This is a genomic window from Saccharothrix longispora (assembly GCF_031455225.1).
Lineage (GTDB): Bacteria > Actinomycetota > Actinomycetes > Mycobacteriales > Pseudonocardiaceae > Actinosynnema > Actinosynnema longispora.
In genome coordinates, this window is sequence record NZ_JAVDSG010000001.1 from 4,453,906 (window position 1) to 4,477,504 (window position 23,599).

Here is a 23,599-nt window from a genome sequence, read left to right on the forward strand (position 1 = left end):
CCGCCGGCCGGGACCGCTCGTGCCCGCCCGGCGGCGCCCGACCTCCCCGCCCGCGCCGCGGGCGTTCCCCCGAACAGGAGTTGTGCCCATGACCGACCTGGACGTGAGCCCCGCGCGGACCGCGCGCGAGGTGCTGAGCTGGAGCCGCGGCGAGGTGGACCCGGCGCTGCGGGCCGCGGTGGACCGGTTGCCCGAGTCGATGCGGGTGATCGCGGGCTACCACTTCGGCTGGCGGGACGAGCGCGGCGGGCCCGCCTCGGCGGACCCCGGCAAGGCGATCCGGCCCGCGCTGGCGCTGCTGGCCGCGCAGGCCGTGGGTGGTTCCGCGGAGGGCGCGATGCCCGCCGCGGTGGCCGCGGAGCTGGTGCACAACTTCTCGCTGCTGCACGACGACGTGATGGACGGCGACGTGACCCGGCGGCACCGGCCCACCGCGTGGAGCGTGTTCGGGATCAACGCGGCGATCCTCGCGGGCGACTCGCTGCTGACGCTGGCGCTCGACGTGCTGGCGACCGGCGGGCACCCGGCGGCGACGCGGGCGATCCGGGAGCTGTCGGTCGCCGTGCAGGAGCTGCTGGCGGGGCAGAGCGCCGACCTGGCGTTCGAGGAGCGCGCCGACGTGGGGCTCGCCGAGTGCGTGCGGATGGCCGAGGGCAAGACCGGCGCGCTGCTGGGCGCGTCGTGCGCGGTGGGCGCCCTGTTCGGCGGCGGCACGGCCGAGCAGGTCGAGCACCTGCGGGCGTTCGGCGCGAAGCTGGGGCTGGCGTTCCAGTTCGTCGACGACCTGCTCGGCATCTGGGGCGACCCGGCGGTGACCGGCAAACCGGTGTACTCCGACCTCCAGAACCGCAAGAAGTCGCTGCCCGTGGTGGCCGCCCTGACCTCCGACACCCCCGCCGCCCGCGAGCTGGACGCGCTGTACCGCGCGGACCGGCAGCTGACCGACGTCGACCTGGCCCGGGCCGCCCACCTGGTGGAGGTGTGCGGCGCGCGGGCGTGGAGCCAGGGGCGTGCCGACGACCTGCTGGCCCGTGCCCGCGTGCACCTGCGCGCGGCGCGGCCCGCCGACCGGGCGTCGCGCGAGCTGGACGCCGTGGCCCGCCTGGCCACCCAACGAACCCACTGAGCCCGACCCGAACGCAGAACTCACCCGACCGGAACGCACGACTCGCGCGACCGGAACGCACGACTCGCCGGTGGACGGTCGGCACATCGGCGAGTCGTACGTCCGGGGCGCGCGAGTCGTACGTCCGGGTCGCGCGAGTCGTACGTCCGGGTCGCGTGAGTTCTCCGTTCGGGACCGGGTGGTCCGCCGGTAGTCGCCCTACACGAGGAGTCGTGCGCATGGCCGTTCCCGTTGTGCTGCTCGCGTCACCGCGGTCGTTCTGCGCCGGGGTCGAGCGGGCCGTCGACATCGTCGACCGGCTCCTCGACCAGCGCGGCGGTCCGATCCACGTGCGCAAGCAGATCGTGCACAACACGCACGTGGTGGCCGAACTGGAGGCGCGCGGCGCGGTGTTCGTCGACGAGCTCGACGCCGTGCCGGACGGCGCCACGGTGGTGTTCTCCGCGCACGGGGTGTCGCCCGCGGTGCGGGAGGAGGCCGAGCGCCGCGCCCTGGACGTGGTGGACGCGACGTGCCCCCTGGTGACGAAGGTGCACGCCGAGGCCAGGCGGTACGCCGCGCGCGGTGACACGGTGGTGCTCATCGGGCACGCCGGGCACGAGGAGGTCGAGGGCACGCTCGGCGAGGCGCCGGACCGGATGGTGCTGGTGGAGACCATCGCCGACGTGGCGGCGCTGGAGGTGCCCGACCCGGCGCGGGTGTCGTACCTGACGCAGACCACGCTCGCCGTGGACGAGACGGCCGAGGTGCTCGACGCGCTGCGGTCCAGGTTCCCGGCGCTGAGGGGACCGTCGTCGGCCGACATCTGCTATGCCACGACGAACCGGCAGGACGCGGTGCGCGAGGTGGCGCGGGACGCGGACCTGGTGCTGGTGGTCGGGTCGGCGAACTCGTCCAACTCGGTGCGGCTGGTCGAGCTGGCCCGTCGCGGCGGCGTCCCCGCGCACCTGGTCGACGACGTGTCCGACATCGACCCGGCGTGGCTGGAGGGCGTGCGGGTGGTGGGCCTGAGCGCGGGCGCCTCGGCACCGCCCCGCCTGGTGGACGAGGTGGTCGAGGCGCTGGGCGCGCGGGACGTCGAGGTGCGCGAGACCACGTCCGAGACGATCCGGTTCACGCTGCCGGCGGCGGTGCGGCGGTGACGGCGCTGCTGGAGGGCATCACCGGCCCGGCGGACGTCCGGGCGCTGCCCGCCGACGCCCTGCCCGACCTGGCGGAGGAGATCCGCGCGCACCTCGTCCGGCACGTGACGCGCGCGGGCGGCCACCTGGGGCCGAACCTGGGCGCGGTGGAGCTGACCATCGCCCTGCACCGCGTGTTCGACTCGCCGCACGACGTGCTGCTGTTCGACACCGGCCACCAGGCGTACGTGCACAAGGTGCTGACCGGGCGGGCGGGCGACTTCGGGACGCTGCGCCGCGCGGGCGGCCTGTCCGGCTACCCGTCGGCGGCCGAGTCGCCGCACGACGTCATCGAGAACTCGCACGCCTCCACCGCGCTGTCCTACGCGGACGGCGTGGCGAAGGCGATGCGGCTCAAGGGCTCCGCGCGCCGGGTGGTGGCGGTCGTCGGCGACGGCGCGCTGACCGGCGGCATGGCGTGGGAGGCGCTGAACAACCTCGCGGGCACGTGGCACCCGGTCGTGGTGCTGCTCAACGACAACGGCCGCTCCTACGCGCCGACGACCGGCGGCCTGGCCGCGCACCTCGCGGAGTTGCGCCGGGGACGGCGGCCGACGCTGTTCGAGGAGCTGGGCCTGGCCTACGTCGGGCCGGTCGACGGGCACGACGTGCTCGCCGTGGAACGCGCGCTGCGCCAGGGCGCGCGGCTGGGCCGCCCGGTCGTGGTGCACTGCCTGACCCGCAAGGGCGAGGGCCACCGGCCCGCCGAGCAGGACCTGGCCGACCACCTCCACACCGTGTCGCCCGGCGGGTCGGGGGCGGCTCCGACGTGGACGGACGTGTTCGGCGCGGAGATCACCCGCATCGGCGAGGACCGCGCGGACGTGGTGTGCCTGACCGCCGCGATGCGCGGCCCGACGGGGCTGGACGGGTTCGCCCACCGGTTCCCGGAGCGGACCTTCGACGTGGGCATCGCCGAGCAGCACGCGGTGACCTCGGCGGCCGGGCTGGCGCTGGGCGGGATGCACCCGGTGGTCGCGGTGTACGCGACGTTCCTGTCCCGCGCGTTCGACCAGGTGCTGCTGGACGTGGCGCTGCACCGGTTGCCGGTGACGTTCGTGCTCGACCGCGCCGGGGTGACCGGGCCGGACGGGCCGAGCCACCACGGCATGTGGGACGCGTCCGTGCTGCCGGTCGTGCCGGGCCTGCGGCTGGCGGCTCCCCGGGACCCGGCGCGGCTGCGCGAGGCGCTGCGGGAGGCGGTGGACGTCCACGACGGCCCGACCGCGGTCCGCTACCCGAAGGCGAAGGTGGCGGGTGACATCCCGGCGCTGCGCCGCGCGGGCCGCTACGACGTGCTGCGCGAGGAGCCCGACGCGGCCGGGCTGCTGGTCGCGGTCGGCCCCATGGCGGGCCCGTGCCTGGCGGCGGCCGAGGAGCTGGCCGCGCACGGCGTGCGGGTCACCGTGGTCGACCCGCGCTGGATCGCGCCGCTGGACCCGGAGCTGGTCAAGCTCGTCGCCGCGCACCGGCTGGTGATGGCCGTGGAGGACACCACGACCACCGGCGCGCTGGGTGGTCGGCTGGCGCAGGCGATCGCCGTGCTCGGCGCGCCCACCCGCGTCGGCACGTTCGCGCTGCCCGCGAACTTCCTCCCGCACGGCTCGCGCGAGGAGGTCCTGCGGGCGCACGGCCTGGACGCGGCGGGCATCGCCACGACCGTCCTGAAGCGGCTGGAGGAGCGCGGTTGACGACCTCGCGGCCCTCACCGCCGGTGCCGGGGGACGAGCGGGTCGGGTAGTGGGCCGCCGAACCTCAAACCTTGGTCAACAACCGTTGTGAGAGCGCTCCACCCGTCACTAGCGTCGATTCCGGCCACAAGCCGCTCGGTGGTGGGCTCATCACCAGGACACATCCCCCACGTGTTCTGCGAGGTCAAGTGTGATCGCGAATCCGACACCAATCGGGTAACCCCCGACGGACGCCTGGGACGCACCCGTCCCAGGCGGGCCGCGGGTGGCCGCCGGGCGGTCGGGCCGGGCCACCGGGCCGATCATCCGATGCGTGCGGATGGGTTCAGAAACGGCCGGCGCACAGCCCGGCACGCACCGTCGCAGCGGTCCGATATTCCTCCCACATGCCGGGAAAACCGAGACAGGAGGCGTGGCGCGCCCTAGGGTCTAGCGTCGTCAGCGACCCTGACCACGCGCGACCGTGATCAACGAACGACCGTTGAGGAGCTGGTGTGTCGACCCTCCGGGTGCGCCCCTACACCAGGACCGGCGGCCGTACGCGGTCCGCGACGACGCTGGCCATCGAAACCATCGTGACGACGAACGAGCGGGCCGGCCGGGACGCCCTGACGTCGACCGCGGAGCACCGGATCATCAGCGACCTGTGCCGCCTGCCGCACTCCGTGGCGGAGGTGGCGGCGACGCTGCGGTTGCCGCTCGGCGTGGTGCGCGTGCTGCTGGCGGACATGTCCGACATGAGCCTGATCAACGTGCACGCCGAGGAGGCGGTCGACGACAAGGGCCGGCCGTCACTCGACCTGATGGAGCGCGTCCTCGCGGGCCTGCGCCAGATGTGAGCGCCCTGGGTGCGGTGGCGCCTGGTCGGGGGCTCCCGAGCGCTCGCCGATCGCGTGCACGACCGCGGCCATGTCGTCACCGCCGTGCCCCAGCTCGACGGTCCGGGTGAACAGCGCCAGGCACACGTCCAGCAGCGGCGAGGCGATCCCGGCGGACCGGGCGGCGGCGGCGATCAGCTCGTTGTTCATCAGCACGTCCCGCGCGGCGGCCTGGGCGGTGAAGTCGGCGGTGAGGAGCTTCGCCGTCTTGGCACGCGACACCGTGCTCGCCATCGGCCCGGAGTCCAGCACCGAGGTGAACACGTCGAGGTCCAGACCGCGGCGCTCGGCGAAGTGGAACGCCTCGGCCAGCCCGGTGGTCATGGTGATCAGGAACAGGTTGACGGCCAGCTTCATCACCAGCGCCCGCGGCGCCGCGCCGCACTCGACGACCTGCGCGCACATCGGCGCGACGACCTCCCGCACCCGCGCGACCGCGTCGGGCTCCCCCGCGAGCATGGCGATCAGCTCGCCGGCCTCCGCGGGTCCGCGCGACCCCGACACCGGCGCCTCGACGTACCGCCCGCCCGCGGCCCGGACGTCCCGCTCCAGGGCGTGCGAGTACTCGGGCGAGGTGGTGCCCATGTGCACGACGGTGCGCCCCGCGACGAGCCCGGCCCACCCGGCGCCGTCCCGCCCGAGCGCGGCGTCGATCGCGGCCTCGCCGGCGAGCATGAGGACGACCACCTCGGACCGCTCGAACACCTCCGCCACCGAGCCCGCGACCTCCGCCCCCGCTTCGCGCAGCGGCTCGCAGCGGTGCGGCGAGCGGTTCCACACCACGAGCGGTGTCCCCGCGCGGGCCAGGTTGAGGGCCATCGGCTGCCCCATGATCCCGAGCCCGACGAATCCGACCTGCACCACGACCTCCTCGCACGCGCGGCGGCACGGCGCCGCCTCCCGCTCGGGAGTCAACGCCGTGCCGGTGCGCCGGGTCTAGAACGGTGGTGCGGGCCACCGCTCCGCGGGGACGGGGTCAGGAGGTCGGGAGGCGGACCAGGGTCGCGCCCCCCCGGGTGTCGCGCACCGAGAACTCGGTGATCTCGTGCCACCGCAGGCCGACGCCGGCCTGGAGCCGCACGGGCTGGGTGTCCGGATTCGTCGCGCCGACCGCCCAGGAGCCGAGGACCATGGTCTCGCCGGTCCGGGACTTGGCGACCAGTTCGCACCGGGTCGGGCCCTTCGCGCCCTTCACCTCCAGTTCGAGGGAGGTGCCCCACTGCTCGGGGACCGCGGTGATCTTCGCGGCGACGCCGGTGGCCGGGTCGGTGCGGGTGAGCGTGCCGGAGGGGTCCGCTGCGGGGACGTCCTTCGCCGCGTTGGACGGCGCCGGCACCCGGGAGGACGTGGAGGAGCCGGCCACCGAGTCGGCCGGCGAGGCGACGTTCACCGACACGACGGCGGTCAGCACCACGAGCAACACGGCAGCGGCGGCGGCCATCAGTGCCACGTTGCGGCGCTTGCGCGCCCGTTGTTCCGAGACCTCGTCGATCATCGCGCGCACCGAGCGGCCGTCGGGCCGCTCCCCCGTGTTGGAGCGCAGCATGCCGTTGGCGTCGGCCTCGTCGATCAGGTCGGGCAGTTCGGCGAAGTCGCGCAGGTCGAGCGCACACCGACGGCACTGGGCGAGGTGGTTCTCGAAGGCGTCGACCTCGTCCTCGTCGAGGATGCCGAGGACGTACGCCGCCACGTCGATGTGGTCCGTAGGCGAATTCACCTGCGTCAGCCCCGATCCTGCAGCGCACGCCGCAGGGCGCGGAGCGCGTAGTACACCCTGGACTTCACCGTGCCGGGCGGTACCCCGAGCACCGCTGCGGCTTCCCCGACAGTGCGATCCCTCAAGTACGTTTCGAGAATAGCCTCCCGGTGCTCCTCCGTCAGTCCGTTCATCGCTTCGGCTACGACTATCGCCGCCAGGGTGCGGTCCGCTTCGTCCCGCACCGGGGCCTCATCGGACGGCGTCAACTCGGACTCCTGCGGTCGGACGCTCCGCTTTCGACGGTCGTCGATGACCAGTCGCCGGGCGACGGTGAACAGCCAGGAGCGCAGCAGGACGGGGTCCCGCTCCAGCTTCTCGGCGTTGCGCCACGCCCGCACGAGCGTCTCCTGGACGATGTCCTCTGCCCACTGCCGATCGCTGCCGGTCAGCCTCATGGCGTGTCCGAGCAGCGCACTGCCGAACTCCTGGTAGAGCCTGCGGATCAGCTCGTCTTCCAGGCTCAGTTCGGCCCAGGGCTGATCTCTTTGGGGGGAAGTGCTGCGTCTGTGCCGCGCCACGCCGTGCATCCAAGCGCGCCGGGTGGCGCCGCGTCGAGGGTTTGACGGCAAAAAAAGTGGTCGATCTGTTCGTGAACCGTGTCCGCATCGTGTCCGTACTTCTCGGTATCCGCTCCGACGGCCAGGACCCGCACAGCCGGTCCCTAGTCCTTCCGGCGGACCCGCCAGCAGGAGAAAGGACCAACGATGCGCAGTCGACGTACCCGAAAGGCGTTGCTGCTGATCCCGGCCGCGGCGGCGTTGATGCTGGTCAGCGCTTGTGGCGCGACCGGTCTCGGCGCTTCCGGCGGCCAGGGCGGCGCGGCTGGCGCCAACTCCGGCACGACGACTCTCCAGCAGACGCCGGACTTCGGCAAGGAGCCGCACCAGATGCTGTCGGCCACCGAGTCGCGGCAGGTCGGCTGGTTCGTCGCGGACGCGGCGGGCTTCGCGCTGTACCGCTTCGACAAGGACACCGCGAAGCCGTCGAAGTCCAATTGCGACGCGGCGTGCCTGGAGATGTGGCCCCCCGTGCTGGTCGGCGAGCACACCATGACCTCCGGTGTGGACCCGACGCTGGTGGGTTCCGTGGAGCGCGCCAACGGCGGGAAGCAGGTGACCCTCGCGGGCTGGCCCCTCTACCGGTACGCGGGTGACAAGAAGGCGGGCGACCTGACCGGTCAGGGCAAGGGCGGCACGTGGTTCGCGGTGACCCCCGAGGGCAGGAAGGCGCAGGCCGACGACGGCGCCGCCCCCGCGCAGCCGGGCACCGGCGACGGCTACTGAGTCCACCCGACGGCGACCACCCCACCCCAGGACGAGAAACCCATGTCAGCCAAGCGAATCGCGGCGGTCGTGCTGGCCCTGCACCTGCTGTTCCTCCCGGCGTTCACCGGGGTGTCGCTCGCCGACGACCCGGCGAACCCCGGCCCGGTGGAGCAGACCCCGCTCGGCCCGATCACCGCGCTGGACAAGGACCTGCTGGTCAAGGTGCGGCTCGCCGGCCTGTGGGAGATGCCCATGGGCGAGGAGGCCCAGGAGCGCGCCGGCAGCACCCGGGTCAAGGAGGTGGGCGCCCAGCTGATGAGCGACCACGAGTTCCTCGACGAGCGCGTGGTGCGCCTGGCGTCCCAGATGGGCGTCGAGCTGCCGGACGAGGCCAACGCCGACCAGCAGTCGTGGATGGCGGAGATGCGCTCGCGCACCGGCCCGGCGTTCGACGACTCGTTCGCCAACCGGTTGCGGGCCGCGCACGGTTCGATCTTCCCGGTGATCGGCACGGTGCGCGCGAACACCCGCAACGAGGCGATCCGGCAGTTCGCCCAGGTGTGCAACCAGATCGTGCTCAAGCACATGACCCTGTTGGAGAGCACCAACATGGTCACCGACGCGGGTCTGTCCAAACCGGTCGCCGCCGGCGCGCGCAACGCGCAGAACCCGAACGGTGCGGCCGTGGACGCCGACCCGGTGCGCGCCGCGCAGGTGACCGCACAGACCGGGCCGGACCCGCTGACCGTGCTCCTCATCTGCCTGGTGGGCGTGGCGGTGACCATCGCGATCCTGCGCCTGCTGCGCCCCCGCGGCAACGTCACGTGAGAGGAGGTGGTGGCCCGGCCCCGGAACACCGCTGACGCGAACCACCCGCGGAGCACTTCCACGACCCCGCCCGGACGGCCGCGACCGCTCCCGCACGGCCGCCCGGGCGGGGCGAACCCCACCACCTGCGAGTTCTTTCCCGCCATCTCGGAGGTAACGTCCCGTGTTCTCCCAGGTTCCGCTGCTGATCGCCCAGGCGACCGGCGGCGACCACGACGCCGGGGTGCGCCACGTCGCGCAGATCTCGGCTCGCCTGGCCTATGCGTTCATGTGCGCCACCCTGTGCTGGGGCGTGCTGATCGCGACGGGCTGGGCCAACAAGATCACCGGCAGACAGGGGCTGCGCAACAGCCACATGGTGCTGGCGACGCTGGCCCTGGCGTTCGGCTCCCTGCACGCCTTCGCGTTCACGCTGCTCCAGCTGGGTGCGTTCTCCTTCGTCACGATCGCGCTGCCGTTCGTCGACGGCGGCCTGCTCCGGCACGCCCTGGGCATCGTCGGCCTGGAGCTGATGCTGGCCATCGCGTTCACCGCGGGCCTGCGCAAGAAGGTCTACTACCGCAAGTGGTTGCGGCTGCACCAGGTCGCCTACGCCGCGGTCACGATCACCGTGGTCCACTCCTGGTTCGGCGCCATCGCGAACGGCAACCTCGCCGTGCTGTGGCTGGCCGGCCTCACGATCCTCATCCCCACGGCGACCATCGCCACCGCCCGCTTCCTGCCGCCGGACCTGCTGGTGAAGCTGGGCATGCTGGAACCCGAGCCGGGCTTCGAACCCGAGCCCGACGGCGCGGGCGGCAGCGCGCTCGACATCAGCGTCGACAACGAGCGCTGCCACCGCTACGGCATCTGCCAGGCCGAGGCGCCCGGCCTGTTCCAGCTCCTCGACGACGAGCGCCTGCGCTACGAGCGCAGGCCACCGCCCGAGCTGTTCGCCAAGGCGCGGGCCGCCGCGCGGGCCTGCCCCATGCGCGCGATCGAGCTGCGGGAGCGTGTCCGGTGAAGAACGAGGAACGCGTGGTCGTCGCGGGCGGCGGCCTGGCCGGCCTGCGGGCGGGCGAGCGGCTGCGGGAGCTGGGCTTCCGCGGCGAGATCGTCATCGTGAGCGCCGAGCGGCACCTCCCCTACCACCGGCCGGCGCTGTCCAAGGAGGCCATCAACGGCGAGCTGAACGCCACCGACCTGCGGTTGACGATCAGCCGCGAGCTGAACGCCGTGTGGCGGCTGAACACGGCGGCGACCCACCTGGAGCCGGACCGGCACGTGGTGGGCCTGCCCGGCGGCGAGGAGCTGAAGTACGACGGGCTGGTCATCGCGACCGGCGTCGAGCCGCGCCACCTCGCGGGCGCGCCGCGCCAGGACGCGCGCATCCACGTGCTGCGCACGGTGGACGACGCGATCGCGATCAAGCAGGCGATCAACTCCACGCAGGGGTTGGTCGTGGTCGTCGGCGGCGGCCTCATCGGCTGCGAGATGGCCGCCTCGGTGAAGACGATGGGCCGCGACGTGGCCATCGTCAGCAGGTCGTCCACGCTGCTGGGCAGCGCGGTCGGGAAGAACATCGCCGACACCGTCACCGAGGCGCACCGCGTCCGGGGCGTGCGGATGGCGATGGGCGTGAAGATCCGGCACTGGGTGCGCCAGGCGGGCGGGGTGGCGATCCACCTCTCCGACGGGCAGGTGTTCTTCGCCGCGGTCGTGGTGATCGCGGTGGGGGCGTCCCCGTCGATCCACTGGCTGCGCGGGTCGGGTCTGGTGCTGGAGGACGGGGTGCTGTGCGACCCCACGTGCCACGTGGTCGGCGCGACCGACGTCGTGGCCGCGGGTGACGTCGCGCGGTGGCCCAACCTCCGGTTCGGAGGCCAACCGCGTCGGGTCGAGCACTGGCTCAACGCGGTGGAGATGGGGCGGGCGGCCGCGGAGAACCTGTTGGCGGGCAGGCAGAACTCGCGGCCGTTCACCCCTGTCCCCCGTTTCTGGACCGAGCAGTACGGCATGCGCATCCAGGGGTCCGGGCTGCCCTCGATGGGCAAGGACACCACGACGCTGGCCGGGTCGCAGAAGGACCACCGGACGATCACCGGGTTCGTCGACGACGGGCGCCTGGTCGGCATGGTCGGGTTGGACGCGCCCACGGCGATGATCAAGCTGTCGACCGAGCTGTGGCGGCAGAACCGGGTCGCGGCGCCGGGTCCGCAGCGCCGGTCGCCGCAGCACCTCGTGCCGCCGGGGCAGCTGGCCGAGCCCGGCCGGGAGCCGCCGCCGGGCCGGTACGAGGAGCGGCCGACGCGGTTCGAGGAACCCGCGCGGGCCTCACGGCCCGCCGCTTCCCCACCACCCGGTCCCCCCCGGGCCGCGCCGGTTCCGGCGCACCCGGCTCCGGCGCGAGTGGAGTGGCTGCGCTACGAGTCGGACCGGGTCGGCGCGGGACCGGCGGGCACCGCGCCCCCGCCACCGTCCTACGAGGACGTGGCGACGGCCTACGAGACGGCCCGGTGGGAGGCCGCCCGGATGGAGGGCGCGCTGCTGGAGGTGGCCCGGCGGGAAGGCGCCCGAGTGGACGGGACGCGGTTCGCCGGGGCCGCCGGGTACGACACCCGCGCGCACGAGGAGGCCGGGTACGAGCGCGGCTCCTACGAGCGGTCGCGGCACGAGGCCGGGCCCACCCGGTTCGAGCGGCCGGCGGGGCCGCTGGAGCCCGACCCGGGGTTCGGCCGGGACCCGCGCTCCGAACCGGACCCCCGGCCGGAGCCGCCGCCGGAGCACGGGGCGAGCGTGCCCCGCCAGCAGCAGGAGTCCCAGCCGCTCCCGGTGCCGACGCACGCGCCGGTCGTGCGCACCAGGTCGAACGTGCGCCCGCTGGTCCGCACCGGACGGCGGGCCGGACCGCGTTGACCCCCCACCACCGGGTGTCACCCGTCCCGGTGGACCCGCTGGTGGTCCCCGGCCGGGGCACGCGCCTCGTCCACGCGTGTCCCGGCCCCGTCGCGCCCGCCGACGCCGTTTCCACGGCAAACCCCGGGTGATCTGTTACGCCGTCGCCGTGTTCCCGTAACCCTGGCCGCCAAGCATTCGGTCCCATGGCGAACCGGAGTCAAGTCACCGTCGTCGGGCTCCCCGCCCGCGACGAGGCGCGCACCGTCGGCGCGGTGGCGCAGGCCGCCGACGCGGGTCTGCACGCGGCGTTCCCGGAGGGGACCAACGTCGTGGTGCTCGCCGAGAACGGCAGCACCGACGGCACCGTGCAGCGCTTCGCGGAGACGCCCCTCAGAGCGCGCAAGGTCGTCGCCAGCTCCGGCGGCGAGGGCACGGGCAAGGGCACCAACGTGTTCGCGATCGTGGACCGGGCGCTGGAGCTGGACGCCGACCGGTTGCTGCTGCTCGACGCCGACGTGCGGTCCACCGAGCCCCGGTGGATCGCCGCGCTGGCCGACGCGGTCGAGGGCGACGAACCGGTGCTGGCCGTGCCCGCGTACCGGCGCAACCGGTTCGAGGCGAACACCACCAACCACCTGGCCAGCCCGCTGCTGGCCGCCGTGTTCGGCGTGCACGTGCAGCAGCCGATCGGCGGCGAGTTCGCGTTCAACCGGGCGTTCCTGGAGCGGACCCGGTCGTGGCCGCGCCCGGACAGCGCCTACCTGTACGGCATCGACGTGTGGCTGACCGCGAACGCGCTGCGCGAGCGCGTGCGGGTGGTGGAGGTGCCACTGGGGCGCAAGCTGCACAACTCGCCGTTCCCGAAGATCCTGCGGCTGCCGCAGCAGGTGCTGGACTCGCTGTTCCACGTCGTGCTGCGCACCGACGGGGTGCGGGAGCCCACGTCCGGACCGGCCTCGGCGCGGGCCGCGGTGGACGGCACGGCGGTGCCCCAGGACCCGGCCGTGGTGTCGCGGGTGTCCGAGTCGGTCGCCCGCTACCTGGACGCGCACCGGGGCGACGTGCGCTCGCTGTTCCCGTCGGCGAGGTCGGCGCCGGCCGCGCCGTGGGGGCTGCGGGTCACCACCGAGGACTGGCCGCACGTGCTGGCCGACGCGCTGGCCGCGGTGGCGTCCGGGCGGTTCGAGGCGGCGCGCGACCACCTGGTCGCGCTCTACGTCAACCGGGTGATGACGTTCTGGGACGAGATCGAGGGCCTGGGCGACGACGAGGTCGACGACCTGCTCGACCGGCAGGCGGCGTGGACCGTCGAGGCGGTGCGGGACAGGCGCATCGCGCTGGGCGGGCGGACCGGGCCGCCCGGGTTCGACGTGCGGCACTGGGCCGGTTTCAACGAGGTGTCGCCCGCCTGGAGCGTGCCCGCCTGACCGCCGTCGCGGGATAACGCCTGGCCGGGTGGGTGCGCGCGCGGATACTCGCGCGTAACGTCCGGTCGGGTGTGAACGCTGTTCAGGTCATGAGGACGCGGGGCGCACGGGTGCTGGTGGTGCTGGCGACCGTCTTCCTGGCCGTGGCGCTGTGGAACGGCGTGCTGGCCCTGGAGGACCAGGTGGCTTGGCGGAGCGCCGCGGCCGGGGTGTGCGCCGTGGCGTCCGCCGGGCTGCTGTGGGCGGCGGTCGGCGGGTCACGGCGATGACCCGCCGTTCACAAACTATTCGTCTTGTGTGAAATATTCAGACATCGAAGACAGATTGACGTAAGTTTTCCACTACCGGCAGGCTTCCGGACCTCCGCTCGATTTGTCGATCCTGCCTGGAGGTCCCTGTGCTCCGACGTGTCCTGTCCTGCCTGGCGGCGCTGTCACTGGTCGCCGTCGTTCTCGTGGTCGGTGGTGGTGGCTCGGCCCAAGCCGATGGCTGCTACACCTGGAACCGGACCCTGTCCCAGGGCGCGTCCGGCGAGGACGTGCGGCAGTTGCAGATCCGCCTGTCGGGCTACCCCGGCACCGGCGCCGTCCTCGGGTTGGACGGCCAGTTCGGCCCCGCCACCAGGTCCGCCCTGATCCGGTTCCAGCAGGCGTACGGGCTGGGCGCGGACGGCGTGGCCGGCAACGCCACGTACTCGAAGATCTACGCGTTGCAGGACGACGACTGCACGCCGGTGAACTTCACGTACGCCGAGCTCAACAACTGCAACTCCACCTGGGCCGGGGGCAACGTCTCGGCCGCGCAGGCGAAGGCCAACGCCCTCGTGTCGATGTGGAAGCTCCAGGCCCTGCGGCACGCGCTGGGCGACCAGTCGATCCGCGTGACCAGCGGCTTCCGCAGCGTGGCGTGCAACAACGCCGTGGGAGGGGCGTCGAACTCGCGCCACCTCTACGGTGACGCCGTCGACCTGGGCGCCGGCCCGCACAGCCTGTGCCGCCTGGCGCAGCAGGCCCGCAACCACGGCTTCAACGGCATCCTCGGCCCGGGCTACGCGGGCCACAACGACCACACCCACGTGGACCACCGGCCCAGCCGCTTCTGGTCCGCGCCGTCCTGCGGCATCTGACCCACCCGCTCCACCCCGGGACCCCGCGACCGCCCCGCGCGTCGCGGGGTCCCGTCGCGTCGCGGGGTCCCGTCGCGTCGCGGGGTCCCGTCGCTTCGCCAACCCGAACCCGCAGGCCGGGCCGTCCACATCGGACGCTGCCCGGACGGGCGGGCACCGTTCGACCGAACGGCCCAGGGGTGTCCTCCGGGCATTCGCCGGACCACGCGCGAGGCGTGCCGCCACTAGCATGGGACCGTGATCGCCCTCGCCGTGGTGCTGACCATGATCGGCCTCGGGACGCTGTTCTGGCGCGACGCCGACGTCCTCGGCCTGCCGCCGGCGGTGGCCGGGATCGGGGCGCTGGTGCTCGGCGTCGCCGCCGGCGCCGCCTGGGTGCTGCGCAGGCGACGCCGGTGGGAGCGCGACGGCGAGCGGCGGCCGGTCGGGAACGTCGTGCAGCGCGCCAAGGCGCTGCCGAGGCTGCTGCGGGAGCGCAAGGCGTACGGGCTGCCGACCACCACCCTGGCCACGTGGGCGTTCGGCGTGCTCTACCTGGTGTCGCCGGTCGACCTGCTGCCGGAACTGCTGCCGCTGATCGGTGTGACCGACGACGCGGGCGTGGCGGTGTGGCTGCTCACCAGCGTGTCGACGGTGGCCGGGCAGTTCATCAACTGGGAGCGCTCGGGACGGCGTCCCCTGCCGTCGGACGAAGGGCATCGCGAGCCCTAGGTCGACGCCGGCGCGTCACCCCTCCCGGGGTGCGGGAGCTCGCGGACGCCGACGAGCAGGGTCGTGATCGCGCCCATGATCCGCGCCGTGGCCTCGTCCAGCACCGCCTTGGTCGGCTCCAGCCCGTACAGGTCGGACAGGTCCACCTCGGCGCCCGCCGCCACCGTCACCCTCCGCCACGGCCTGGGCACGAACGCGCCGGGCGGCAGCAGCTCGCGGACGCCCCACTGCGCCACCGGCAGCACGGGCGTGCGGGTGGCCAGCGCGAGCCGCGCCACGCCGTTCTTGCCGCGCATCGGCCAGCCGTCGGGGTCGTCGGTGAAACCGCCCTCCGGGTAGACGATGACGCACTCCCCCGCCTCCAGTGCCACCCTGGCGCCGTCGAGGGCCAGCCCCGCGCGCGCCGTGCCGCGGTCCACCGGGATGTGCCGCCCGGACGACATCACCCACCCGATGACGGGCGCCTTCCACAGGCTCGCCTTCGCCAGGTAGCGGGGCACCCGGCCGGCGGCGAGCGCGAACGCCGTGAGCGTGACCGGGTCCGCGTTGGACAGGTGGTTCGAGGCGAGCAACACGCCACCCCGTCGGGGGACGTTCGACCGGCCCGCCATGCTCATCCGGACGAACAGGACGACCAGCGGCCACAGCAGGTCGATGGCCACGGAGTACCAGAAACCCCTGCCGCGTCGGGGCAGGCGGGCGGTCAGCGCCACCATCCGGGAGAACGTCACACCGGGATCTTCGGTCATGACCCGCGCCCCGCTCACCGCGCCCCACCGCACCGCCGTCGCCCGGCGCTGATCGAGTTCGACTAATCTCCTCCCCCGTGGCAGGGCTATCCACACCGCGGACCGCGGTGGACCGCATCAGCGTGCTGCTCGTCGAGGACGACGAGGGCGACGCCGTGCTGGTCGAAGCACTGCTGGACGAGGTCGAGGCGGACGTCTCGCTGCACCGGGCGCGCACGCTGCGCGAGGCCGAGCGGCTGCTGCCCAACGCCGACTGCGTGCTGCTGGACCTGGGCCTGCCCGACACCACGGGCCTGGACGGCCTGACCCGCCTGCTCGGCCACCCGGCGCCGGTGGCCATCATCGTGCTGACCGGTCTGAACGACGAGCACCAGGGCACCAGGGCGGTCGCCGCGGGCGCGGAGGACTACCTGGTCAAGGGCCAGGTGGACGGCGTGGGCCTGGCGCGCAGCATCCGCTACGCCGTCGGCCGCAAGCGGGCCGAGGAGACGCACCGGCAGCTGCGCGAGGAGCAGCTGCTCGCGGCCGAGAAGACCCGCCTGGAACGCGGCCTGCTGCCGTCCCCGATCCTGCACGGCGAGGACCTGGAGGTGAAGTTCCGCTACCGGCCCGGCGGCAGCCGGATGCTCCTCGGCGGCGACTTCTTCGACGCGGTGCGCGCCTCCGACGGCACGCTCCAGGTGATCATCGGCGACGTGTGCGGGCACGGCCCGGACGAGGCGGCGCTGGGCGTGTTCCTGCGCATCGCGTGGCGGGCGCTGGTCCTGGCCGGCCAGGAGCCGTCGCGGGTGCTGCGCACGCTGCACGAGATCCTGGAGCACGAGCGGCACCAGCCGGGCCTGTTCACCACGGCGTGCATGGTGACGATCTCCCCCGACCGCCGCTGGGCGCGGGTGTACCTGGCCGGGCACCCCGAGCCGATGCTGCTCGTCGGCGACCGCGTGGTGGAGCTGCCGCGCGACCGCGCGGGCCTGCCGCTGGGCGTGCTGCCGGACAGCACGTGGAGCGGCCTGGACGTGCCGCTGCCGCCCGGCTGGTCGATGCTGCTCTACACCGACGGCCTGGTCGAGGGCCGGGTGCTGGGCGACGTGGAGCGGTTGGGCTCCGAGCGCCTCATCGAGCTGATCGGCGACATCACCGGGGAGCGACCCGGCTGGGCGCGGGAGCCGTCGGCGCTGCTGGACGACCTCATCGCCAGGGTTAAGGAGCTCAACGGCGGGGAACTGGACGACGACATGGCCGTACTGCTCATCACGGACCGGGACTGAATGGACTACCGCACCCGCTGGCCCGCCGCCCGGCTCCTCGTGGCGTCCGTCACGCTCCTCGTCATCGTGTGCGCCGGCGCGATCGGCGGCCTGGCCATCGGCCTGCTCAAGCTGACCGAAGCGCGCGTCCAGCTGATCGACCGCATCCAACCCGCCCGCTCCCTGGTCCAGCAGGCCGACACGGCGGTGATCAACCAGGAGACCGGCGTGCGCGGGTACGTGCTCACCGCGAACCTGGACTTCCTGACCCCCTACAACGACGGGCAGGAGCGCGAGGCCGAGGCGCTGGACGAGGCGAGGCGGCTGCTGGACCCCCTGCGCCCCGACCTGGCCGCCCGGATCGACGAGGTCCGCGTGCTGTCGGCCGACTGGCGGCAGAGCTACGCCGAGCCGCTGATCATCAGCGTGGGCTCGGCCAACCGGCCGCCGTCGGAACTGGTCGACGCCGAACGCGGCAAGGGCCTGTTCGACCGGCTGCGCGGCGCGATCGACTCGCTCGGCGACGAGCTGACCCGCGAGTCCGGCATCGCCCGCCAGAACCTCGACGAGGCCGCCCAGGAGGTGCTGTACCTGCTCATCGGCCTGGGCGTGCTGCTGGTGCTGGTCATCGCCGGGATCGCGGTGGTGCTGTACCGCATCCTGATCGCGCCGCTGCGGGACCTCGCCGACGACGTGCGGCACGTGTCGTCGGGCGACTTCACGCACAAGGTCGAGGTGGGCGGCCCGCGCGAGACGGTGATGCTCGGCGAGGACGTCGAGGCGATGCGGTCGCGCATCCTGGCCGACCTGGCGGAGCTGAAGCGGTCGAACGCCGAGCTGGAGCAGTTCGCCTACGTCGCCTCGCACGACCTCCAGGAGCCGCTGCGCAAGGTCGCCTCGTTCTGCCAACTGCTGGAGCGCCGCTACTCCGGGGAGCTGGACGAGCGCGGTGAGCAGTACCTGCGGTTCGCGGTGGACGGCGCCAAGCGGATGCAGGTGCTGATCAACGACCTGCTGGCGTTCTCCCGGGTCGGGCGCATCAGCCGCGAGCAGGTGCTGGTGGACTGCGACGAGCTGGTCGTGCAGGTGCTGGACAACTACTCCGAGGTCATCGAGCGCACCGGCGCCACGATCGAGGTGGCCGAGCTGCCGACGGTGCGCGGCGAGGCGTCGCTGCTCGGCGGCGTGTTCGGCAACCTGATCAGCAACGCCCTGAAGTTCCACGGCGAGGACCCCCCGCACGTGAGGGTCGACGTGGAGCGGACGGGCGAGTTCTGGGAGTTCACCATCAGCGACAACGGCATCGGCATCGACACCGAGTACGCTGAGCGCATCTTCGTCATCTTCCAACGTCTGCACCACAAGGACGACTACCCGGGGACGGGGATCGGCTTGGCGATGTGCCGGAAGATCATCGAGTACCACGGTGGCACCATCTGGTTGGACACCACCCGCGAGACCGGCACGGCCTTCAAGTTCACCCTCCCGGCAGTAGAGGACGACGAGCAATGAGCAGCCCGCTGAACGTGATCGACGTCCTGCTGGTCGAGGACGACCCGGGCGACGCGCTGATGACGCAAGAGGCGTTCGAGCACCACAAGATCCGCAACCAGCTGCACGTGGTGCGCGACGGCGTGGAGGCGCTGGAGTTCCTGCGCCGCGAGGGCCCGTACGAGGACGCGCCCCGGCCGGGCCTGATCCTGCTGGACCTGAACCTGCCGAAGATGGACGGCCGCGAGGTGCTCGGCGAGATCAAGGCCGACGCGTCGTTGCGGACGATCCCGGTGGTCGTGCTGACCACGTCGGAGGCGGAGGAGGACATCCTGCGCAGCTACAACCTGCACGCCAACGCCTACGTGACGAAGCCGGTGGACTTCGACCGCTTCATCGAGGTCGTCCGCCAGATCGACGACTTCTTCGTCACCGTGGTCAAGCTCCCCCGCTGACCGCGAGTCGTAACCCCAGCCCCCGCGAGTCGTACGTTCACCCCGCGCGAGTCGTAACCCCAGGCCTCGTGTGTTCTTTACTCGCGAGTGAAGAACACACGGGTCGCGAACGTACGACTCGCGCGGCCTGAACGTACGACTCGCGCGGGGTGGACGTACGACTCGCGGTTAGGCGGGGGTGTAGAGGCGGGGGTGGGTCGCGGGGGCGGGGGCGGTGGCGGTCAGCAGGCCCCGGTGGACCAGGACGTCCAGGTGGGCGGCGGTCTCGCCGATGGCCAGGACCTGGTTGAAGAGGTCCAGGTCGGCGAAGCGGCGGGCACGCCGGGTCCAGCCGAGCTTCGCGGCCGTCTCGAAGGCGGTGCCCGTGCCGGTGCCCACGGCGGCCAAGGTGGCCTCCAGCCGATCCTCGTGGTGGGCGATCAACTCGTCCACGCGGGCATGGGCGGAGTCGGTCACCGGGCCGTGCGCCGGGAGCAGGCGCAGGTCGGGGTAGGTGCGGACCAGGCGGAGCGAGTCGAGGTAGTCGCCCAGCGGCAGGGCGGGCCTGGCCGGTTCGAACCCGATCGACGGCGTGATGTGCGGCAGCACGTGGTCGCCCGCGAACAGCAGTGACGACTCGACGTCCACGAACACCACGTGCCCGCGCGTGTGACCGGGCGTCGGCACCACCCGCAGCACGCGCTTGGCCAGGCCCACCTCCACCTCGCCGAGCCACTCGTCGGGTTCCTCGTAGTCGCGCAGCGCGCCCTCGCCGGTGGCCTCCATGACGGCACGCCACTTCTCGGCCAGGTGCGGCGCGCCCCACTCCCGCAGGCTCGTCGCCTGCCCGTCGCGCGCACGGGCGAGGATGCGCGCCATCGACGGCTGCTCCCCCGCGCCGAGCGCGACGCGCGTGCCGAACCGGCGGCGCAGGTTCACCGCCATCGTGTAGTGGTCGCGGTGCAGGTGGGTGACGAGGAACCGGTGGACGTCCTCGACGCCGTACCCGAGCGTCCCCAGGGCCTCGACGAGAGCGCGTTCACCCTCGTCGAGCGACCAGCCGGAATCGATCAGCACCAGGCCGTCGCCGTCCTCGACCGCGTACACGTTGACCGTGTGCAGCCCGTCGTTCGGCAGGGGAAGGGGGATGCGGTGCACGCCGGGCGCGACCTCGAAGACCCCGGGTTCGGTCCACTCCATCCCCGGATACTACTCGCCGGTAACCTCGGCCAGCTCGGGGTGCTTCTCCAGGTACCCCCGCACGAACGAGCACTGCGGCACCACGCGGAGCCCGCGCTCCCGGACGTCGAGCAGCGCGTGCTTCACCAGCGCGCCGCCCAGGCCCTTGCCCTCGACGGCGACCTCGGTGTGGGTGAACGTGACGACGTCGCCGTCCAGCACGTACTCGGCGAACCCGCCCAGCTCGCCGTCCAGGCGCACCTCGAAGCGGGACTGCTCGGCGTTGTCGGACACGGACACTGCGGTCACGGTCGCTCCCTGCGGTCGGTCACGGGCGTGCGGTCGTGCTCCACGGTAGTGCCGCGGCGGGACGGCGCCGGACGACGGCACGCGCGCGTCCGAACGGCGGTGCCGGGTTTGAGTTCCGCGCCGATCGGCTAAGGAGTGGTCACCTGGTCGCGGACCCCCTGCGCTGACCCTGCCCGGAGCGGTGGACATGTTGAGTTCGTACCTGGAGCCCGCGCGCGCGGGGTTCCTGACCTTCATCGGCGTCGGCGCGCTGATCCTGGTGCCGCTCGTGGCGCTGCACTACTGGCGGTTCGGGCGGGTCGAGCCGCGACGCGCGTTCGTCCTGTACGGCCTGCTGGCCTACGGGCTGGTGGCGCTGGCGCTGATCTTCCTGCCGTTCCCGGACCCGGGGACGGTGTGCCGGGGCGAGACGATGCTGTCGACGAGGCCGTTCCAGTGGGTCACGGACATGCGCAACAACATGGCCGCCAACGGCCGTTCGGGCCTCCAGGCGATGGCGACGTCGCAGGCGTTCGTCCAGCAGGCGTTCAACGTCGCCCTGTTCGTGCCGCTGGGGATCGTGCTGCGCCGCGCCTACCGCCGCGGACCGCTGGCGGTGGTCGCCATCGGGCTCGGCGTGTCCCTGGCCGTGGAGGTCGTGCAGTACACCGGGAACCTGGGCATCTTCCCGTGCCCGTACCGGATCGCGGACGTCGACGACCTCATCTCGAACACCGCCGGGTCGCTGGTCGGTTGGATGGTCGCGCCGGTCGCGCTCGTGGTGCCGGCCGTGCCCGCCGCGGAGGACTCGGCGGCGCTGCCCGGCGCGGTGGGCGTGCCGCGCCGGGTCGCCGGGCTGGCGGTGGACCTGCTCGCGGTGGTGCTGGTGGCGAAGTTCCTGCTGCCACCGGACCTGGTGTGGCCCCTGGCGTTCACCGCGGTGCTGCGGGTGGTGCTGCCCGCGGTGACCAGCGGCTGGACGCCCGGCGGGTGGCTGATGCGCTACCGGTTGCGCCGCGCCGACGGCTCGTGGGCCAACCCGCTGCGCCTGGCGGGGCGCGAACTGCTCGGCGTGACGGGCCTGTTCGCCTACGCGGTGTTCCTCTCGCCGCGCTGGGACACGTGGTGGCAGTTCGGCCTGGACGTGCTCGTGATCGCGGTGGTGCTCGTCGGCACGTTCGTGGTGCCGGTGTTCCGCCGCGACCAGCTGGGTTGGCACGACTGGATCGCGGGCACCCGGCCGATGGCCGTCCTGCGCTCCCCCGCGCCAGGCCCCGAGGACCGCGCGTCGGTGGGCGTCTGAGGGCTGCCCGGCACTCCGGGGGCTACCGGCACCCCGAGTGCTCACCTGGCGCGGCGGGCGTTCCGCACGCTCCTCACCGCGAGCACGATCGCGCCGACGACCAGCAGGACGCCGATGAGCTGGAGGCCGGGCGAGTCGTCGGCCCCGCCGAGGACGACGGTGGTGACGCCGAGCGCCGCCAGGAGGACGGTGCCCGCGATGACGGGGATGAGCTGCTTCATGCGATCGAGTATCGCTCGTATCCTATCGATATTCAATAGGGGAGAGGGTCAGAGCCGGCCGAACAGCCAGTGACCGGGTTTGCCGGGCGCCGGGTCGAGGCAGAAGTCCCGGACCACGGCGACCACCTCGGCGGTCGAGACGGTGCCGCCGGCGTCGTGGTCGAACGCCGCCGGCACGTCGGCCGCGCGGTCCGGGGGCAGGCCGCACGCGGTGAGCAGGCGGGTGAACTCGACGATCGTGGTGGTGCCGTCGCCGTCGTCCGCCAAGGCGAGCACGGCCTCCGCGAGCGGGCGCACGGCGTGCTCGAAACCGCTGCGGCTCCCCTCGGCGAGCCAGCGCAGGAACTCCTCCCGGCCGACCTGCCCGTCGAGGTCGGTGTCGGAGCGCTCGGCGACGCCGCGCCACAGCGCCCGGTAGCCGCGCCGGACGGCCAGCGCCCTCGGCGAGCCCGGTGGTTCGCCGAACGCCTGCACCAGGCGCAGCGCGAACACCTCGTAGTCGTCCGCGGTGAGCCGGCCGTCCCCGTCCGCGTCGAACAGGGCGAAGCGGGGCGGCGCGGGATCGGGCACGCGGGCCGGCAGGGCGTCGGCCCACGCCACGAGGTCGGCGTGGCCGGCCGCCAGCACGTCGGCGTGCGTCGCGCCCTCGTGGCGGTCGAAGCGCAGGTCGGTGCCCGCGCGGGCGAGGTCGGCGGCGAACCGCTCGACCACCGCCGGCGGCACGACCTCGTCGGCCGTGCCCGCGGTGAGGTAGACGGGCCGGTCCATCCGCGACACCGGCACGCGGCACGCGCGCAGCACCGGGGCCACGCCGGGCCGGGCGGGCAGGCCGGTGGTGCCGCCGTCGTCGTTGGTCAGCCGGGCGACCGCGCGGAACATGTCGACGAGCGTGGCCGACGCCGCCACGTCCAGCAGTCGGGCGCCGGTGGCGGTGAGCAGCGGGCGGGCGTCGAAGTCGGGGTGCGAGGCCCGCACGCCCGCCAGCAGGAACGGCAGCAGCACCGGCAGCGGGCGCGCGCCGTCGGCGGTGACCAGGTCGACCAGCATCGGCAGGTGCACCGGCGGGGCGAGGGCGATCGTGCCGCGGAAGTCCAACTCCGGGGCGTACCCGGTGGCCACGAGACCCGTGAACAGGGCCGCGTGCCCGCCCTGCGAGAAGCCCACGACGACCCACGTCCGACCGACCCGCGGGTCGACGCGGCGGGCGGCGCGCACGGCGTCCACCACGTCGTCGGCGACCGCCTCGCCGTTGAAGTACGGGTGCGGGCCGGGCGTGGCCAGGCCCTCGTAGTCGGTGGCGGTCACCGCGTACCCGGCGGCCAGCCAGCGGCCGACGTGCTCGCGCTCCAGCCTGCTCAGGCCCACCAGGGACGGCGCGCAGTGGTCGGCCAGGCCGGTGGTGCCGTGGGCGTAGGCGACGACCGGCCAGCCGCCGGGCGGCGCGTCGACCGACGGCAGGAACACCGTGCCGCTGACCTCGCGCCCCGCCCCGTCGTAGCCCAGCCCCTGGTAGGCGATGCGCAGGGCGGCCGACGCGGCGTCGGGCCACAGGTGCGCGGGCAGCGGACTGCGGTCGAGCACGGCACCCGGCACGCGCATGTGCCCCTCCCCCGGTCACGGCGGGTGCGACGGTATCCGCCACCGGGCCGACCGCGATCCCCCGTTCACCCGGTGGTGACGTCGTGATCACCCACCTGCCGCAGTGCCGGCGCGGCACCGTCACCCGGGTGTCTGAACGCGGCGGTGATCGGGTAGCCCCACCCAGGAGGTAGACATGGTGCAACCAGAACCCCCGGACCGCCCGTTGCCGCCGACCCC

Annotated in this window: 24 protein-coding genes; 16 read left to right on the forward strand and 8 right to left on the reverse strand. The window is 73.4% G+C overall.

Annotated features, from left to right (window positions below; translation table 11 throughout):
• Positions 1–88: 88 nt before the first annotated feature.
• From J2S66_RS17880 to J2S66_RS17895, 4 genes are all read left to right on the forward strand, one after another.
• Positions 89–1,126 (forward strand): family 2 encapsulin nanocompartment cargo protein polyprenyl transferase, encoded by a 1,038-nt coding sequence (locus J2S66_RS17880; protein ID WP_310308267.1) that lies wholly within the window; start codon positions 89–91, stop codon positions 1,124–1,126.
• A gap of 218 nt (positions 1,127–1,344) precedes the next feature.
• Positions 1,345–2,268, forward strand: a complete 924-nt coding sequence (ispH, locus tag J2S66_RS17885) for a 4-hydroxy-3-methylbut-2-enyl diphosphate reductase (RefSeq protein ID WP_310308268.1) — start codon at positions 1,345–1,347, stop codon at positions 2,266–2,268.
• Positions 2,265–3,998, forward strand: a complete 1,734-nt coding sequence (locus J2S66_RS17890; RefSeq protein ID WP_310308269.1) for a 1-deoxy-D-xylulose-5-phosphate synthase — start codon at positions 2,265–2,267, stop codon at positions 3,996–3,998. The genes ispH and J2S66_RS17890 overlap by 4 nt, the downstream gene beginning before the upstream one ends.
• Positions 3,999–4,492: 494 nt before the next feature.
• Positions 4,493–4,837: a DUF742 domain-containing protein gene (locus tag J2S66_RS17895; protein WP_306746677.1), complete on the forward strand. Its 345-nt coding sequence runs from the start codon at positions 4,493–4,495 to the stop codon at positions 4,835–4,837.
• Here J2S66_RS17895 and J2S66_RS17900 read toward each other — a convergent pair.
• The 3 genes from J2S66_RS17900 to J2S66_RS17910 form a co-directional block, all read right to left on the reverse strand.
• On the reverse strand, positions 4,790–5,740 hold the full coding sequence (locus tag J2S66_RS17900) for an NAD(P)-dependent oxidoreductase (protein ID WP_445381001.1): 951 nt from the start codon (positions 5,738–5,740) through the stop codon (positions 4,790–4,792). The two genes, J2S66_RS17895 and J2S66_RS17900, sit on opposite strands and share 48 nt — an antisense overlap.
• Positions 5,741–5,852: 112 nt before the next feature.
• The gene (locus J2S66_RS17905) at positions 5,853–6,593 is read right to left on the reverse strand and encodes an anti-sigma factor family protein (RefSeq protein ID WP_310308271.1); all 741 of its coding nucleotides are present in this window, start codon (positions 6,591–6,593) and stop codon (positions 5,853–5,855) included.
• A 5-nt stretch (positions 6,594–6,598) separates the two neighbouring features.
• Positions 6,599–7,162 (reverse strand): sigma-70 family RNA polymerase sigma factor, encoded by a 564-nt coding sequence (locus tag J2S66_RS17910; protein ID WP_306746680.1) that lies wholly within the window; start codon positions 7,160–7,162, stop codon positions 6,599–6,601.
• 177 nt (positions 7,163–7,339) lie between these two features.
• Between J2S66_RS17910 and J2S66_RS17915 the strand changes: the two genes are divergently transcribed.
• The 8 genes from J2S66_RS17915 to J2S66_RS17950 all read left to right on the forward strand — a co-directional run bounded on the left by J2S66_RS17915 (position 7,340) and on the right by J2S66_RS17950 (position 14,869).
• The gene (locus J2S66_RS17915) at positions 7,340–7,918 is read left to right on the forward strand and encodes a hypothetical protein (RefSeq protein ID WP_310308272.1); all 579 of its coding nucleotides are present in this window, start codon (positions 7,340–7,342) and stop codon (positions 7,916–7,918) included.
• 42 nt (positions 7,919–7,960) lie between these two features.
• A complete protein-coding gene (locus J2S66_RS17920) occupies positions 7,961–8,728 on the forward strand; it encodes a DUF4142 domain-containing protein (protein ID WP_310308273.1) in 768 nt (255 codons plus the stop codon).
• 163 nt (positions 8,729–8,891) lie between these two features.
• A complete protein-coding gene (locus tag J2S66_RS17925; protein ID WP_306746683.1) occupies positions 8,892–9,731 on the forward strand; it encodes a ferric reductase-like transmembrane domain-containing protein in 840 nt (279 codons plus the stop codon).
• Entirely contained in the window at positions 9,728–11,623 is a 1,896-nt protein-coding gene (locus J2S66_RS17930; protein ID WP_310308275.1) for an NAD(P)/FAD-dependent oxidoreductase, read from the forward strand. The genes J2S66_RS17925 and J2S66_RS17930 overlap by 4 nt, the downstream gene beginning before the upstream one ends.
• Positions 11,624–11,808: 185 nt before the next feature.
• Complete coding sequence (locus J2S66_RS17935) at positions 11,809–13,032, forward strand: glycosyltransferase family protein (RefSeq protein WP_310308276.1); 1,224 nt, start codon at positions 11,809–11,811, stop codon at positions 13,030–13,032.
• Positions 13,033–13,121: 89 nt separating this feature from the next.
• Positions 13,122–13,301, forward strand: coding sequence for a hypothetical protein (locus tag J2S66_RS17940; RefSeq protein ID WP_310308277.1), 180 nt, complete (start codon positions 13,122–13,124; stop codon positions 13,299–13,301).
• 128 nt (positions 13,302–13,429) lie between these two features.
• Positions 13,430–14,158, forward strand: coding sequence for a D-Ala-D-Ala carboxypeptidase family metallohydrolase (locus J2S66_RS17945; protein WP_310308278.1), 729 nt, complete (start codon positions 13,430–13,432; stop codon positions 14,156–14,158).
• A gap of 237 nt (positions 14,159–14,395) precedes the next feature.
• Positions 14,396–14,869, forward strand: a complete 474-nt coding sequence (locus tag J2S66_RS17950) for a YkvA family protein (protein WP_310308279.1) — start codon at positions 14,396–14,398, stop codon at positions 14,867–14,869.
• Here the strand turns inward: J2S66_RS17950 and J2S66_RS17955 are convergent.
• The gene (locus J2S66_RS17955) at positions 14,866–15,618 is read right to left on the reverse strand and encodes a lysophospholipid acyltransferase family protein (protein ID WP_310308280.1); all 753 of its coding nucleotides are present in this window, start codon (positions 15,616–15,618) and stop codon (positions 14,866–14,868) included. The genes J2S66_RS17950 and J2S66_RS17955 overlap by 4 nt on opposite strands.
• Before the next feature lie 107 nt (positions 15,619–15,725).
• Between J2S66_RS17955 and J2S66_RS17960 the strand changes: the two genes are divergently transcribed.
• The 3 genes from J2S66_RS17960 to J2S66_RS17970 are packed head-to-tail and all read left to right on the forward strand — an operon-like array spanning position 15,726 to position 18,811.
• On the forward strand, positions 15,726–16,886 hold the full coding sequence (locus J2S66_RS17960; protein ID WP_310308281.1) for a PP2C family protein-serine/threonine phosphatase: 1,161 nt from the start codon (positions 15,726–15,728) through the stop codon (positions 16,884–16,886).
• Positions 16,887–18,377 carry a sensor histidine kinase gene (locus tag J2S66_RS17965; RefSeq protein WP_310308282.1) on the forward strand — a complete coding sequence of 497 codons (1,491 nt, stop codon included), beginning with the start codon at positions 16,887–16,889 and terminating at the stop codon, positions 18,375–18,377.
• Positions 18,374–18,811, forward strand: a complete 438-nt coding sequence (locus J2S66_RS17970; RefSeq protein WP_310308283.1) for a response regulator — start codon at positions 18,374–18,376, stop codon at positions 18,809–18,811. The genes J2S66_RS17965 and J2S66_RS17970 overlap by 4 nt, the downstream gene beginning before the upstream one ends.
• Before the next feature lie 168 nt (positions 18,812–18,979).
• Here J2S66_RS17970 and J2S66_RS17975 read toward each other — a convergent pair whose 3' ends face one another.
• A complete protein-coding gene (locus J2S66_RS17975; protein ID WP_310308284.1) occupies positions 18,980–19,990 on the reverse strand; it encodes an MBL fold metallo-hydrolase in 1,011 nt (336 codons plus the stop codon).
• Positions 19,991–19,999: 9 nt separating this feature from the next.
• Positions 20,000–20,278, reverse strand: coding sequence for a GNAT family N-acetyltransferase (locus J2S66_RS17980; protein ID WP_306746694.1), 279 nt, complete (start codon positions 20,276–20,278; stop codon positions 20,000–20,002).
• Positions 20,279–20,465: 187 nt separating this feature from the next.
• Here J2S66_RS17980 and J2S66_RS17985 point away from each other — a divergent pair, with 187 nt between their 5' ends.
• Entirely contained in the window at positions 20,466–21,560 is a 1,095-nt protein-coding gene (locus tag J2S66_RS17985; RefSeq protein WP_310308286.1) for a VanZ family protein, read from the forward strand.
• Positions 21,561–21,601: 41 nt separating this feature from the next.
• Here the strand turns inward: J2S66_RS17985 and J2S66_RS17990 are convergent, their stop codons facing one another.
• Both J2S66_RS17990 and J2S66_RS17995 read right to left on the reverse strand, forming a co-directional pair.
• Positions 21,602–21,781 carry a hypothetical protein gene (locus J2S66_RS17990; protein ID WP_310308287.1) on the reverse strand — a complete coding sequence of 60 codons (180 nt, stop codon included), beginning with the start codon at positions 21,779–21,781 and terminating at the stop codon, positions 21,602–21,604.
• A 48-nt stretch (positions 21,782–21,829) separates the two neighbouring features.
• The gene (locus tag J2S66_RS17995; protein ID WP_310308288.1) at positions 21,830–23,380 is read right to left on the reverse strand and encodes a lipase family protein; all 1,551 of its coding nucleotides are present in this window, start codon (positions 23,378–23,380) and stop codon (positions 21,830–21,832) included.
• Positions 23,381–23,599: the final 219 nt, after the last annotated feature.